Below are 13,853 nucleotides of genomic sequence, written 5' to 3'. Positions count from 1 at the left end.
GTGCCAACCCCTGTGCCTCCCGTCTTGTCAGCACAGCGCAAACACTTCCTGCGCAACTGGGTCGCAATCCCCCTCTGGAAGCGGGTCGTCTTCGGCCTTGTGCTGGGCCTCCTGGTCGGCCTCGCCTGGCCGGATGCCGCCCCGAAGGTCGCGTTCCTCGGCGAAGTATTCGTACGCCTGATAAAAATGCTCGTGGCGCCGATCGTATTCGTGACGATCACCGCCGGCGTCACCTCGCTGGGCGACCCCAAACGCCTGGGCTCGCTGGGCGTGCGCACCATCGTCCTGTTCCTGTGCACCACGGTGCTTGCGGTGTCCATCGGTATCGCAGTAGCAATGCTGCTGCACCCTGGCGTGGGAGCGAACCTCGGCAGCGCCAGCCCCACCGCGCTGGGCGCAACCAAGACGGTCGGCGAGCAGCTGATCGGCATTGTCCCGCTCAACGTCGTCGAGGCGCTTGCGAAGGGCGACATGTTGGCCATCATCTTCGTCGCCATCCTGCTCGGAGTCGGCGCGATCGCCGCCGGCGAGGCCGGACGCCCGCTGGTCGCTTTGTTCCAGTCGGCGTCGGCGACGATGCTGCGGGTGGTCGCGATCGTGATGGAGGTCACCCCGTTTGGCGTGTTCGCACTGATTGCCAATTCGGTTGCCACGAATGGCACCGCCGTCTTCGTCAATGTCGGCTGGTTGGCGCTGTGCGTCGTGCTCGGGTCGGCCTTGCAGGTGCTGCTGGTGCACGGTTTGCTGATCCGCGTGGCCGCGCGCTTGCCGGTGCGGCCATTCTTTCGCGGCATTGTGGATGCCTTGATGGTGGCTTTCTCCACCGCGTCCAGTTCGGCGACGCTGCCGGTGGCGATGCGTGTGGCGGGCGAAAACCTGGGCATCAACAAGCCGGTATTCATGACCGTGCTGCCGCTGGGCGCGGCGATCGGCAAGGATGGCACGGCGATGTATGTGGGCCTGCTTAGCCTCTTCAGCGTGCAGGCGCTCGGCGTGGACCTGGCGCCAGCGGGCTACCTGCTGGTGCTGCTCACCGCGACCCTGGCCGCATTCGGCACCGCGCCGGTGCCGTCGGCCTCGCTGTTCATGCTGGCCGCCGTGCTCGCCGCGGTGGGCGTCCCGGCCGAGCAGACCGCGCTGGTGGTCGGCTTCGTGCTGCCGTTCGACCGCCTGCTCGACATGACGAGGACCGTCGCCAGCGCCAGCGCCAATCTCGCTGTCACCACCACCGTGGCGCGCATGGAAGGCGAATTGGAAGAGGCGACCTACCGCGCCCGTACCGAACTTTAAGCTTGAGATTTATGAAACACAAACTTTTCCTTTTTGACCTGGACGACACGCTGCTCGACTTCAAGGCTTCCGAAAAACTCTCGTTCGTGCGGACGATGAAGGAGCTGGGAATCGACGACGGCATGGATGGGCTGTTCCTCCAGTACCAGGCGATTAACGTGGAACTCTGGAGGAGCTTCGAGGCGGGAACCGTTTCGAAAGACTTCCTGAAAGTTGAACGATTCCGCAGGACGTTTTTGTCCAATGGCCTGGACGCGAACCCCGAGGCTGCGAGCAGCTTCTATCTCGAGTCCTTGTCGGAGACCGTCGTCCTTATCGATGGCGCCAAGCAGCTGTGCGAGACGCTCGCTGCGGTCGGCGAAGTGGGCATCATCACCAACGGCGTGGAATCCATCCAGAATCGCCGCATTGCCAGCTCCGGGCTGCGCGAACACATTTCATTCGTAGCGACTTCCGAGTCGTGCGGATTCGCCAAGCCGGACAGCCGGTTTTTTGAATACACCACGCGCATGGCACGCGTCTTTGCCAGGAACGAGACCATCATCATCGGCGACAGGCTGGACGCGGATATCCTTGGCGCGAACAGGTTCGGGATAGAAAGCTGCTGGTTCAATCCCGGCCGGCTGGGCAATGATTCGCAGGCGATCCCCGATTACGAAGTCGCCAGCCTGCATGAGATCGTCCCGACGTTGGGGAACAACCTGAGTAGAACATGAAGAGTAGTTCAAACGGCGGCCTTGTATATTCCACTGATGGCGGACGCATGTGTCCTGAATGCAGGCGGCCCATCTTGGAATGTACCTGCAAGGCCAAGGCCAAGGCCGTGGCTGTAGGCGACGGCGTTGTGCGCGTGTCGCGCCAGACCAAGGGGCGAGGCGGTAAAAGCGTGACGCTCATTAAGGGGTTAGCGCTTGATTCTATTGCACTGGCTTTGCTCGGCAAGCAGTTACGTACGGCATGCGGTTCCGGCGGTACTGTGAAGGATGGTGTGATTGAAGTACAGGGCGACCACTGCGAGCTCGTTGTGGAAGAGCTCAGAAAGCACGGCCATAACGCGAAGCGTCTTGGTGGCTAGACCGTCGAAACGCCGAATGCCTGCAATTGGCTGCGGATTCAACCGGTGAATGCAACAACTGTACACTGACTGCCTGAGCAGGAGGAGATGCAGATGGCGCAAAAACCTCGAATCTATTACACGGATACCCAGAAAGCGTTGATGTGGGAGCGCTGGCGGCAAGGTGAATCACTCCAGAAGATCGCCCAGCTGTCGGAAGAGCTTCGGCGATCTGCCTTTGGTAGTGTTGACGCGCGGCGTAAGTCCGTATGCGCAGCTCGGCAAACCGCAGAGTGCTTTGAACAAGGCGTTTGAGGACGAGAACCTCGCCATTCACAAAGAAATCGCAGGGTTGTCGACACAGTCAAGCCACCGCGTTGTGCAAGGTGCCGGCCACGTCATTCAGGCAGATCAGCCTGATGCTGTGGTGCAGGCCGTGTTCGAAGCGCTTGGGCGAGCCGGCTATTGAGAACCTGAGTCGGCCTACAAGCTCGCCAGTCGCTCCAGCGCAAGCCGCAGCGTTTCGTCCCGTTTGGCAAAGCAAAAGCGCACGATACCCGACTCCCTTGGCTGGCTATAAAACGCCGACACGGGAATCGCCGCGACCTTGATTTCACTGGTCAGCCACTGTGCGAATTCCGCTTCCGGCATCGCCGAAATGCCGTCGTAGCGCACGCACTGGAAATACGTTCCATCCGCAGGCAGCAGGGTAAAGCGCGTTCCGGCCAGCCCGGTGCGGAACAGGTCGCGTTTCGTCTGATAGAACGCCGACAGGTCGAGATAGGGCCGCGGATCTACAATGTAGCTCGCAATCCCATGCTGCATCGGCGTATTCACCGAGAACACGTTGTACTGGTGGACCTTGCGAAATTCTGCCGTCAACGCCACCGGTGCGGCCACGTAGCCAACCTTCCAACCCGTGACGTGGTAAGTCTTGCCGAAGCTCGATACGACAAACGCGCGCTCGGCCAGCACCGGATGGCGCGACACGGATTCGTGCCGTTCGCCGTCGTAGACCATGTGTTCGTAGACTTCGTCTGACAGGATCAGGATGTCAGTGTCTTCGACGATGGCGGCCAGCGCTTCCAGGTCGGCACGGCGCAAGATCGTTCCGGTCGGGTTGTGCGGCGTGTTGACCATGATAAGGCGCGTACGCGGCGTGACTGCGGCTGCGACCCGATCCCACGGCACGCTGTAGCCCCGGTCGTCCACTTGCATCGGAACGGTCACAGGTACGCCGCCTGCGAGCGTGATCGCGGGCAGGTAGCTGTCGTAAGCCGGCTCGATGACGATCACCTCGTCGCCTGGATGCACGGCGCACAAAATGGCCGTGGTCAGTGCCTGTGTCGCCCCGGCGGTCACGGTGATTTCGGTCAGCGGATCATAGTCGTGGCCGTACAGCTGGCTGATCTTGGATGCGATCGCAGCACGCAGCGCCGGCACGCCAGCCATGGCCGGGTACTGGTTATGGCCGGAGCGCATGGCATCGTTGACGAGGTCGAGCAGTTTGGGGTCGCACTCGAAGTCCGGAAAGCCCTGGCCGAGATTGACGGCGCCATGTTCGGCGGCCAATGCCGACATCACGGTGAACACGGTGGTGCCGACGGCCGGCAGGCGGGAATCTAAAACTGGGGTAGTCATGGTCTGGTGCGAATTGATGGTTATAGCATTGTCGTGGTGTCTGCGGCCTGCGCTTTGATCCAGGCCTCCGGCAGCATGATGCGGAACAGGCCGGCTTGCGCGGTCTTGCGCGCCAGCTTCAGAAGTGCCTTGTCCTTGGTGATCAGGATTTCGGCGCCGGCGTCGCGCGCCAGTTCGAGGAATTTCTGGTCGTCCTTGTCGGTACAGACCGGCAGCCGGATCGCCCGCGAATTGGGGGCAATCACCTTGATCAATTGGTCGAAACGTTGCGCCGCCTGGGGCCGGGTGTCATCGGCCAGCGGCAGGTGCGGGTAGTGCAGCACGACGAGGTACTCGTCACGGCAATCGGCGCGGGTCACCGCTTCAAGTTCGCCGCGTTCGATCGCGGCCAGCAAGGCTGACCAGCGCGGGTCGTTGAAGACGAACAGGTCGAGGCAGACATTGGTGTCGAGGACGATGCGTTTGGCTGGAGCGGGTATCATGTCGGCAATTTTACTTGTTGGATGCTGTTTCAGACTTTATGTTGATTGTTTTATCGCCCGCAAAATCCCTCGACCTCGACAGCCCGCCCACCACTGAACTCCACACCATCCCGGATTTCATCGACCGCGCCGCCGAGTTGATCGCGGTGCTGCGCGACTATTCGCCGGGCCAGATTGCTGAACTGATGAGCCTGTCGGACCAGCTCGCGATGCTCAACGTGTCGCGCTATGCGCACTGGCATCCTGACCATTCGGACGGCCGCCAGGCGATCATGGCGTTCAACGGCGACGTTTATACCGGCCTGGACGCACGCTCGATGAACTTGACGTCGCTCGACTACGTGCAGGCGCACGTGCGTATCCTGTCCGGCCTGTACGGACTGCTGCGCCCGCTCGACCTGATCCATCCGTATCGGCTGGAGATGGGCACACGCCTGCCTAACCCGCGCGGCAAGGACCTGTACACATTCTGGGGTACGGTCGTGACCGATGCGTTGAACCAGCAGGTCAAGGCGAACGGGGCGCAGGCGCTGGTGAACCTGGCGTCGGAGGAGTACTTCAAGTCGGTCAAGCCGAAGCTGTTGAACGTGCCGGTGATCACGCCGGTGTTCGAGGACTGGAAGAACGGCAAGTACAAAATCATTTCGTTCTTCGCCAAGCGGGCGCGCGGGATGATGGCGCGTTATGCCGCGGTGAACGGAATCACTGATCCCGAGTCGCTCAAGGGCTTTGACGTGGACGGCTACGCATTCGAGGAGCAGGGATCGGATGAGCGCACGTGGCTGTTCCGCCGAAAGGTCGAAGCTTAACCGTCGTTCCCGCGAAGGCGGGAACCCATGCTGAACGTCATTTCACGCTGCCTATGGGGGGAATAGCGCCAGTGGCGCTATTCCCGCCTTCGCGGGAACGACGTGTTTTAGGTAGCAGGTCCCGTCGCTCCTGCCGTCGGCTTACGGCTTCGGCGCTTCCGCTGGTGCGGGCACCGCCTCATCCTTCGACCAGAACTTCCACCACGACTTGTCGCTGGCCCCGCTCGGGTTCTTCAGGAACCGGCTGTTCGGGTAGTTGCGCAGGAACACGCGCTGGGTGTCGTCGCGCAGTTCGGGCATGCCCAGCTTGTCGTACGCGCGCACCATCAGGAACAGCGCTTCCTCACGCGCCGGCGCGTCGGAGTAGTCGGCCACAGCCGACTGCGCACGGTTCAGCGCTGCCAGGTAGGCGCCGCGGCGGTAGTAGTAGTTCGCCACGTGCACTTCGTACTGGGCCATTGCGTTGACCAGGTACTTCATGCGTGCGATCGAGTCCGGCGCGTATTTGCTGTTCGGGAACTTGTCGACCAGCGCCTTGAACGCGGCAAAGGCCTCGCGCGTTGCCTTTGGATCACGTTCGGTCGGATCCTGGGCGTAGATGAAGCTGAGGAAGCCGAGCTGGTCGTTAAAGTTGATCAGGCCACGCAGGTAATACATATAGTCCACTTGCGGGTGGTTGGGGTGCAGCTTGATGAAGCGCTCGACCGCAGCCAGCGCCTCGTCATTCTCCTGTGCCTTGTAGTGGGCGTAGGCGATCTCCATCTGCGCCTGTGCGGCGTAGGTACCGAAAGGATAGTTCGACTCGAGGCGTTCGAACAGTTTGATGGCGCTTTCATAGTGGCCGCCGTCCATCTCTCCGCGCGCCTCAGCGTATAATTTCTCCGCCGACCACTTTTTGGTCTCGTCGGTTTTCTCCGGAAACAGACTGCAGGCCGAGAGGCCGAGCAGGGCAACAGTAGCAACCAACACCGACAATTTTTTTTGCATAGCTTTTTGCAAGAAAGTTTTACCGAGATTCAACGAACGGCTGATTATAGCCGATGGGACTGACGTGATTTTAAATTCTGCGCCGGATTCGGCGGAACTCCTTTTTGAACCCGACCTTGATGATGAGATTGAGGGCGACTTCGCCAACGAAGGTGTCGATTATTCGCCAATAACGCTCGAGTTGTCACCTGACGCTTGCGGCAAGCGCCTGGACAAGGTCGTGGCGGCGCTGGTGCCGCAGTTCTCGCGCAGCCGTCTGCAGCAGTGGTTCGAAGGCGGCCACGTTCGAGTCGATGGCAAGCCGGCGCGTGGCAAGGACACCGCCTACGGCGACGAAACCGTGGTGATCGAGCCGCAGCCGGCGCCGGAGGATACCGCCTACGCGCCGGAGAACATGCTACTTGCCATCGTCCATGAGGACGACCAGATCATCGTCATCAACAAGCCGGCGGGCCTGGTCGTGCATCCTGGCGCCGGCAACTGGTCGGGCACCTTGCTCAACGGCTTGCTGCACCACTGCCCGCAACTGGTGTCGGTGCCGCGCGCCGGCATTGTGCACCGGTTGGACAAGGACACGAGCGGCCTGATGGTCGTCGGCAAGACGCTGGCGGCGCAGACCGACCTGGTGCGCCAGCTGCAGGCACGCAGCGTCAAGCGCGAATACCTGGCGCTGGTGTGGGGTACGCCCCACTTGTCGGGCACGATTGACGCGGCCATGGGCCGCCATCCCAAAGACCGGGTCAAGATGGCGGTGTCCACGCACATGAGCGCCAAACCGGCGATCACGCATTACGAGCGCCTGGCCACCGGCACGCTCGACCGCCGTCCGGTGAGCCTGGTGCAGTGCCGCCTCGAGACCGGCCGCACGCACCAGATCCGCGTGCACATGCAGCACCTGGGCTATTCGCTGGTGGGCGAAGCGATGTATGGCAAGCAGCACCTGGTGTCGGCCTTCCATCGCCAGGCCCTGCACGCGCGCCGTCTTGGCCTCGATCATCCGGGCACCGGCGAGCCGTGCGAATGGGTGGTGCCGCTGCCGGCGGACTTTGCCGAACTGTTGGGCGCGGCCGGCATCCCCGAGCCGCAAGCGCAGTGATGGACAGGGACGCGCTGATCATCCCCGACTGGCCGGACCTGCCTGCGGGCGTGGGCGCATTCGCGACCACACGCAAGGGTGGTGTGAGCAGCGGGCCGTACGACGACGGGCAGGGCGGCGGTGGCCTGAACCTTGGCCTGCATTGCGGCGACGATCCGGAGGCCGTGTTAGAGAACCGGGCGCGGGTGCAGGCGCTCCTGCCCGGCCGCCCGGCATGGATTTCGCAAGTGCATGGCATCGACGTGGTCGACGCTGCCACCGTTGGCCCCGGCCAACCGGTGCGAGTGGGCGATGCGAGCATTGCCGCTGAGCCAGGGCTGGTCTGCGCCATCCTCACCGCGGATTGCCTGCCGGTGCTGTTCGCGGACCTTGGCGGCAAGGTCGTCGGCGCGGCGCACGCCGGTTGGCGCGGCCTGTCCGGCGGCGTGCTCGGTTCGACCGTGGACGCCATGCGCCGGGCCGGCGCGGGCGAGATCACCGCATGGATGGGGCCGGCAATCGGCCCATCCGCATTCGAAGTCGGCCCGGATGTGCGCGACAGTTTTGTCGCCGCCGTGGCGGGCGAGGACGTCCTTCCTTTCTTTGCGCCTTACCCCGGCCGTCCCGGCAAATACCTCGCAGACATGTATGGCCTGGCGCGCCTCATCCTCGCGCGCGCTGGCGTGACCCGCGTCGCGGGCGGCACCCGCTGCACCGCGCTTGATCGCGAATGGTTTTATTCTTACCGCCGCGATCATACGACCGGCCGGCAGGCAAGTTTGATCTGGCTCAAGTGAACTTTCAGGCCATCCTGAATACTCACTAGTCTGCCGTGCCGGACCCGGCGCTGTCGTTGGCGTCGCCCTCGGCCGCTTTTGGCGGGGTGCTTGCGCGTGCTGCCATTTCGCCACGCGCGCGCCGCTGTCGCGCTCCGGACAGGTAGAAAACTATAGATAATGGCAACACGCAATAGCCGAAAAACGTGATAATCCCTGCAAACAGGGTTGGCTCGGTCGCGGCCATCAACACAACGACGTATATCCATCCAATAGCGATGATCCACATGGTCTTCCTTGGTTAACAACCCGATTTTAACAATGGACGCAAAATGAATATGCCTGATCCCCAAGCGATTGCCGCTTCCTGGATGTCGCAGTTCGCCGACCCGAGCGCCTGGCAATCGTGGATGAAGATGCCCGAGATGGACCAGTTCGGCATGGCGTCAAATCCCCTCGCGCTCGTCCTCAAGGATGTCGGCGCCGTTATCGATCCGGTGAAACTGGAGCAGATCCGCAACGACTACCTGCAAAAGGCCGGCAAGCTGTGGCAGGATTTTTTGGGGGCGAAGCCGCCCGAGTTCCACGACAAGCGCTTTGCGTCCGCGGCGTGGCGGGAAAATCCGATCGCCGCCTTCTCGGCCGCGACCTATCTGCTCAACTCGGAATTCATGATGGCATTGGCGGAGGCGGTCGACGCTCCGCCGCGCGAACACCAGAAGATCCGGTTTGCAGTGCAGCAGATGACCGACGCAATGTCGCCGGCCAATTTCTTCGCGACGAACCCCGAAGCGCAGAAGCACATGATCGAGACCAAGGGCGAAAGCCTGACCAAGGGTCTCGCCAACCTGCTCAATGACTTGCAGAAGGGCCGCATTTCGCAATCGGACGAGAGCGCTTTCGATGTCGGCCGCAACGTGGCGACCACGCCGGGCAATGTGGTGTACGAGAACGAGCTGTTCCAGCTGATCCAGTACACCCCGGCCACGGAAACGGTGTACGAGGTGCCGCTGCTGATGGTCCCGCCATGCATCAACAAGTACTACATTCTCGACCTGCAGCCGGAAAATTCGCTCGTCAAGTACTTGGTGGAGCAGGGCCAGACGGTGTTCATGGTGTCGTGGCGTAACCCGGACAAGTCGCTTGGCCACCTGACCTGGGACGACTATGTGGAGCAGGGCGCGATCAGGGCGCTGGACGTCACGCGCGAGATCACCGGGCAGGAAAAGGTGCACATGTTCGGCTTTTGCATCGGCGGAACCATCGCGGCCAGCGCGCTGGCGGTGCAGGCGGCGCGCGGCAAACAGCCAGCGGCAAGTCTGTCGTTGGTGACCACGCTGCTCGATTTTTCGGACCCCGGCGTGATTGACGTGTTCATCGACGAAGCCCAGGTGGCGATCCGCGAGCAGACGCTGGCGCATGGCGGAATCATGCCTGGGCGGGATTTGGCGACCACCTTCTCGTCCCTGCGTCCCAATGACCTGGTATGGAACTATGTGCAGCAAAACTACCTCAAGGGCAAGGAACCACCGGCATTCGACCTGCTGTACTGGAATGCCGACAGCACCAACCTGCCTGGGCCGATGTTCTGCTGGTACTTGCGCAACACCTATCTCGAGAACAAGCTGCGCGAACCGGGCCGGCTGACGCTGTGCGGCGTGCCGGTCGACCTGGGCAGTATCGACGCGCCGGTCTTCATCTACGGTTCGAAGGAAGACCACATCGTCCCGTGGGAAGCGGCGTTCCAGTCGATGAGCTTGCTTAATCCGAACAAGCCGAAGGCCAACCGCTTCGTGCTGGGCGCGTCGGGGCACATTGCCGGAGTGATCAACCCGGCATCGAAGAACAAGCGCAGCCACTGGGTCAACGACAAGAACGGCAAGGCGCGCCCAATGAACCCGCATGACTGGTTCGCCGGCGCGACCGAGAAGAAGGGCAGCTGGTGGCCGGAATGGTCCGCTTTCCTGTCCCAGCACGGCGGCAAGCAGGTGCCGGCCCCGGGCACGCCGGGCAACGGCAAATACCGGCCGACCGAAGCGGCCCCGGGCGGATATGTCCAGGTGCGTGCCGACTGAGCACTGGAAAAGGCCGTTGCTTGAAAATAAATTGAATGATTATCTTAATAATTGCTGCACCTGCGCGCGCAACGTGGTATTTTTAAGACTGTCCTCCCGACGAGCAACATCCCGCTCCCCGGGCACGGGCCGTCGCCGGCTTTTTTGGTAATCATTCAAAAGCGCGCGGCCGGCAAGGCTGCCGCGCAAAACATGGACCTTGAGAGAGATGAGTAGTACAAAGAAGAGTACCGAACGCCTGATCAAGAAGTACCCGAACCGTCGTCTGTACGATACCCAGACCAGCTCGTACATTACTTTGACAGACGTAAAACAGTTGGTACTCGACGCCGACGAGTTCACGGTGGTCGACGCCAAGACGAACGAAGACCTGACCCGCAGCATTCTGCTCCAGATTATCCTGGAGGAGGAAGCGAACGGCATCCCGATGTTTTCGAGCTCGGTGCTGGCACAGATCATCCGCTACTACGGCCATGCGATGCAGGGCATGATGGGGTCTTACCTGGAAAAGAACGTGCAGGCGTTCACCGACATCCAGAACAAGTTCACCAACGCCGCGGGCGCCAAGCCGTTCAGCCCGGAGATGTGGACCCAGTTCATGAACGTCCAGGGTCCGATGATGCAGGGCATGATGAACAACTACATCGACCAGAGCAAGAACCTGTTCCTGCAGATGCAAGAGCAGATGCACAACCAGAGCAAGGCGATGTTCGGCGCATTCCCGTTTGTCGCGCCGACGACGACGGAGAAGAAGTAGGCCCGAGCCGAATCGTAGGGTGCGCACCCGTGCGCACGCGGTTCGCAAACTGTGCGTCGTGGTGGTGGCGCCGCGAGCCTGCGACCGGTGACCGCGTGCGCACAGGGTGCGCACCCTACGCCTCCTGCAAGCGGTACGGCACGTTCGCCCCCCTCGCAGCCTCGCGTTCAGGTACAATCGCGGATTGCCCAGATTTTTCGTTGTCCTGCCCCATGCCTGAACTTCGTCGCAATCCCGTCCCCGCCGCCAACGTCCAAGAAGCCGGCGCTTCCGCAGCCGCTCCTGCCGCCGCACCCAAGGTCGGTTTCGTTTCTCTCGGCTGCCCCAAGGCGCTGGTCGACTCCGAACAGATCCTGACCCAGCTGCGCGCCGAGGGCTACCAGACCGCCAAGTCCTACGACGGCGCGGACCTCGTGATCGTCAACACCTGCGGCTTCATCGACGCCGCGGTCCAGGAATCGCTCGATGCGATCGGCGAGGCGCTGGCCGAAAACGGCAAGGTCATCGTCACCGGCTGCCTGGGGGCCAAGAAGGACGCATCGGGCGAAGACATCATCACCAAGGTGCACCCCAAGGTGCTGGCCGTGACCGGCCCGCACGCCGTGGCCGAGGTGATGAACTCGGTGCACACCCACCTGCCCAAGCCGCACGACCCGTTCCTCGACCTGGTGCCGGATCACGGCATCAAGCTCACGCCCAAGCACTACGCCTACCTGAAGATTTCTGAAGGCTGCAACCACCGCTGCAGCTTCTGCATTATCCCATCGATGCGCGGCGACCTCGTGTCGCGTCCGATCGGCGACCTGATGGTCGAAGCGGAAAACCTGTTCAAGGCCGGCGTCAAGGAACTGCTGGTCATCTCGCAGGACACCAGCGCCTACGGCGTGGACGTCAAGTTCCGCACGGGTTTCTGGAACGGCCGCCCGGTCAAGACCCACATGACGCAGCTGGTGGAATGCCTCGGCCAGCTCGCCAAGCAGTACGGCGCGTGGGTGCGCCTGCACTACGTGTACCCGTACCCTCACGTCGACCAGGTGATTCCCCTGATGGGCGATGGCCATGTGCTGCCATATCTGGACATCCCGCTGCAGCACGCGCATCCGGATGTCTTGAAGCGCATGAAGCGCCCGGCCAGCGGCGAAAAGAACCTCGACCGCATCCAGGCCTGGCGCAAGATGAACCCGATTCTTACGATCCGCTCCACCTTCATCGCCGGCTTCCCCGGCGAGACCGAAGCGGAATTCGAGTACCTGCTCGAGTTCCTGAAAGAGGCGCAGATCGATCGCCTCGGCTGCTTTGCCTACTCCCCGGTGGAAGGCGCAACTGCCAACGAGCTGCCCGATCCGGTGCCGCAAGAGGTGCGCGAAGAGCGCCGCGCGCGCGTGATGCTGCTGCAGGAAGAGATTTCGGCAAAGCGCCTGCAGGCCAAGGTCGGCAAGACCCTGCGCGTGCTGGTCGACGAAGTCGGCCCGCGCGAAGCGATCGGCCGCTCGGCCGCTGACGCGCCGGAGATCGACGGCGTGGTGCACATCAAGCGCGCGCTCGTGCCGGGCAAGGCCAAGCCGGCGGTCGGCGAGTTCATCGACGTGGTCGTGACCAAGGCCGATGCCCACGACCTGTGGGCGACTGTGGCCTGATCCGGCCGGGGGACGGGCATGAAGAAGAAGTCGATCCAGACCACCCTGATTCACAGCGACTACCAGGCGCCGGAAGGCTTTGCCGCATTCCCGGCGGCGATCCACCACGCCTCGACGGTACTGTTCGAGAACGTGGCGGCGATGCGTTCGGGCCAGTGGAAGGAAAAGAACGCCTATACCTACGGCCTGCACGGCACCCCGACCACCTTCACTCTGGAGGCGCGCCTCGCCGAGATCGAAGGCGGCAACCACTGCCTGCTGGCTCCGTCCGGCCTGGCGGCGATTTCGATGGTCGACTTCGCGTTGCTGAAAACCGGCGACGACGTGCTGTTGCCGGATAACGTCTACAACCCGAACCGCGAACTTGGGCGCTGGCTGTCGAACGACTTCGGCGTGACTGCCCGCTTTTACGACCCGCTGATCGGCGCCGGCATTGCCGAGCTGATCCAGCCGAACACAAAGCTCATCTGGACCGAGGCGCCGGGATCGGTGTCGATGGAAGTGCCGGACCTGCCGGCGATCTGCCAGGCCGCGCACGCGAAGGGCGTGCTGGTCGCGCTGGACAACACCTGGTCTGCGGGCCTGGCGCTGCGCGGCTTCGACCTTGGCGTGGACATCGTCATGCAGGCGCTGACCAAGTACCAATCCGGCGGATCGGACGTGCTGATGGGCGCCGTGATCACGCGCGACCGTGCGCTCAACGACCGCATCGCGCTGGCGCATATGCGGCTCGGGATGGGCGTGAGCGCGGATGACGCCTACCTCGTGATGCGCGGCCTGCCCAGCATGAAGCTGCGCTTCGACGCGCACGATGCATCCGCCCGCAAGGTGGCCGGCTGGCTCAAGGCCCGGCCCGAAATCAGCAGAGTGCTGCACCCCGCGCTGGAAGACTGCCCGGGACACGACATCTGGCGCCGCGACTTTAGCGGTGCCGGCGGCCTGTTCTCGGTGCTGTTCGATGCGCGCTATACCGAAGAGCAGACCGACCGGTTCGTCGATTCGCTCAAGCTGTTCGGCCTTGGCTACAGCTGGGGCGGGGCGAACAGCCTGGTGATGCCGTACCGGATCCAGGGCATGCGCCGCAACTGGCGCGATAGCGGTGTGCTGGTGCGATTTAACATCGGCCTCGAAGACCCCGACGACCTGGTCGCCGACCTCGCGCAGGCGCTGGCCAATTTCTGACGGGACACGGCGCGCTTGCCCGGGGCGTAGCGGCGTAGGGTGCGCACCTGTGCGCACGCGGTACGGTTGAATAACGTTGGCTCCATAC

At 62.6% G+C, this 13,853-nt stretch carries 15 protein-coding genes; 11 read left to right on the top strand and 4 right to left on the bottom strand.

Annotation, left to right across the window (positions count from 1 at the left end):
- The first annotated feature begins 24 nt into the window (after positions 1–24).
- The 4 genes from E4O92_RS14795 to E4O92_RS24870 all read left to right on the top strand — a co-directional run bounded on the left by E4O92_RS14795 (position 25) and on the right by E4O92_RS24870 (position 2,813).
- Positions 25–1,290 (top strand): dicarboxylate/amino acid:cation symporter, encoded by a 1,266-nt coding sequence (locus E4O92_RS14795; RefSeq protein ID WP_206076885.1) that lies wholly within the window; start codon positions 25–27, stop codon positions 1,288–1,290.
- An 11-nt stretch (positions 1,291–1,301) separates the two neighbouring features.
- Complete coding sequence (locus tag E4O92_RS14790) at positions 1,302–2,006, top strand: YjjG family noncanonical pyrimidine nucleotidase (protein WP_135190505.1); 705 nt, start codon at positions 1,302–1,304, stop codon at positions 2,004–2,006.
- Positions 2,003–2,365, top strand: coding sequence for a translation initiation factor Sui1 (locus E4O92_RS14785; protein ID WP_135190504.1), 363 nt, complete (start codon positions 2,003–2,005; stop codon positions 2,363–2,365). The genes E4O92_RS14790 and E4O92_RS14785 overlap by 4 nt, the downstream gene beginning before the upstream one ends.
- A 163-nt stretch (positions 2,366–2,528) precedes the next feature.
- Positions 2,529–2,813: an alpha/beta fold hydrolase gene (locus tag E4O92_RS24870; protein WP_167759801.1), complete on the top strand. Its 285-nt coding sequence runs from the start codon at positions 2,529–2,531 to the stop codon at positions 2,811–2,813.
- 14 nt (positions 2,814–2,827) lie between these two features.
- Here E4O92_RS24870 and E4O92_RS14775 read toward each other — a convergent pair whose 3' ends face one another.
- Both E4O92_RS14775 and E4O92_RS14770 read right to left on the bottom strand, forming a co-directional pair.
- Positions 2,828–3,985, bottom strand: coding sequence for a pyridoxal phosphate-dependent aminotransferase (locus tag E4O92_RS14775; protein ID WP_135190502.1), 1,158 nt, complete (start codon positions 3,983–3,985; stop codon positions 2,828–2,830).
- Positions 3,986–4,005: 20 nt separating this feature from the next.
- The gene (locus tag E4O92_RS14770) at positions 4,006–4,467 is read right to left on the bottom strand and encodes a putative toxin-antitoxin system toxin component, PIN family (protein ID WP_135190501.1); all 462 of its coding nucleotides are present in this window, start codon (positions 4,465–4,467) and stop codon (positions 4,006–4,008) included.
- 38 nt (positions 4,468–4,505) lie between these two features.
- On the opposite strand from E4O92_RS14770, the gene yaaA reads away from it, so the two are divergent.
- Complete coding sequence (yaaA, locus tag E4O92_RS14765) at positions 4,506–5,276, top strand: peroxide stress protein YaaA (protein ID WP_135190500.1); 771 nt, start codon at positions 4,506–4,508, stop codon at positions 5,274–5,276.
- Between the two features lie 141 nt (positions 5,277–5,417).
- On the opposite strand, the gene E4O92_RS14760 is transcribed toward yaaA, so the two are convergent.
- Positions 5,418–6,263, bottom strand: a complete 846-nt coding sequence (locus E4O92_RS14760; RefSeq protein WP_135190499.1) for an outer membrane protein assembly factor BamD — start codon at positions 6,261–6,263, stop codon at positions 5,418–5,420.
- Positions 6,264–6,327: 64 nt separating this feature from the next.
- On the opposite strand from E4O92_RS14760, the gene E4O92_RS14755 reads away from it, so the two are divergent.
- Both E4O92_RS14755 and pgeF read left to right on the top strand, forming a co-directional pair.
- The gene (locus tag E4O92_RS14755) at positions 6,328–7,359 is read left to right on the top strand and encodes an RluA family pseudouridine synthase (RefSeq protein ID WP_135190498.1); all 1,032 of its coding nucleotides are present in this window, start codon (positions 6,328–6,330) and stop codon (positions 7,357–7,359) included.
- The gene (gene pgeF, locus E4O92_RS14750) at positions 7,359–8,135 is read left to right on the top strand and encodes a peptidoglycan editing factor PgeF (protein ID WP_135190497.1); all 777 of its coding nucleotides are present in this window, start codon (positions 7,359–7,361) and stop codon (positions 8,133–8,135) included. The genes E4O92_RS14755 and pgeF overlap by 1 nt, the downstream gene beginning before the upstream one ends.
- A gap of 25 nt (positions 8,136–8,160) precedes the next feature.
- On the opposite strand, the gene E4O92_RS14745 is transcribed toward pgeF, so the two are convergent.
- Positions 8,161–8,403: a hypothetical protein gene (locus E4O92_RS14745; RefSeq protein WP_206076884.1), complete on the bottom strand. Its 243-nt coding sequence runs from the start codon at positions 8,401–8,403 to the stop codon at positions 8,161–8,163.
- 43 nt (positions 8,404–8,446) lie between these two features.
- On the opposite strand from E4O92_RS14745, the gene phaC reads away from it, so the two are divergent.
- The 4 genes from phaC to E4O92_RS14725 all read left to right on the top strand — a co-directional run bounded on the left by phaC (position 8,447) and on the right by E4O92_RS14725 (position 13,765).
- The gene (gene phaC, locus E4O92_RS14740) at positions 8,447–10,189 is read left to right on the top strand and encodes a class I poly(R)-hydroxyalkanoic acid synthase (RefSeq protein WP_135190496.1); all 1,743 of its coding nucleotides are present in this window, start codon (positions 8,447–8,449) and stop codon (positions 10,187–10,189) included.
- A 208-nt stretch (positions 10,190–10,397) separates the two neighbouring features.
- Entirely contained in the window at positions 10,398–10,946 is a 549-nt protein-coding gene (gene phaR, locus E4O92_RS14735) for a polyhydroxyalkanoate synthesis repressor PhaR (protein ID WP_135190495.1), read from the top strand.
- A 212-nt stretch (positions 10,947–11,158) separates the two neighbouring features.
- Positions 11,159–12,583 (top strand): 30S ribosomal protein S12 methylthiotransferase RimO, encoded by a 1,425-nt coding sequence (gene rimO / locus E4O92_RS14730; protein WP_135190494.1) that lies wholly within the window; start codon positions 11,159–11,161, stop codon positions 12,581–12,583.
- Between the two features lie 18 nt (positions 12,584–12,601).
- Positions 12,602–13,765 (top strand): cystathionine beta-lyase, encoded by a 1,164-nt coding sequence (locus tag E4O92_RS14725; protein ID WP_135190493.1) that lies wholly within the window; start codon positions 12,602–12,604, stop codon positions 13,763–13,765.
- The last annotated feature ends 88 nt before the right edge of the window (positions 13,766–13,853 follow it).

It is taken from the genome of Massilia horti (assembly GCF_004614195.1).
Lineage (GTDB): Bacteria > Pseudomonadota > Gammaproteobacteria > Burkholderiales > Burkholderiaceae_D > Telluria > Telluria horti.
Note: the sequence above shows the minus strand (reverse complement) of the source record. Positions and strands in the feature narration are given on the sequence as shown.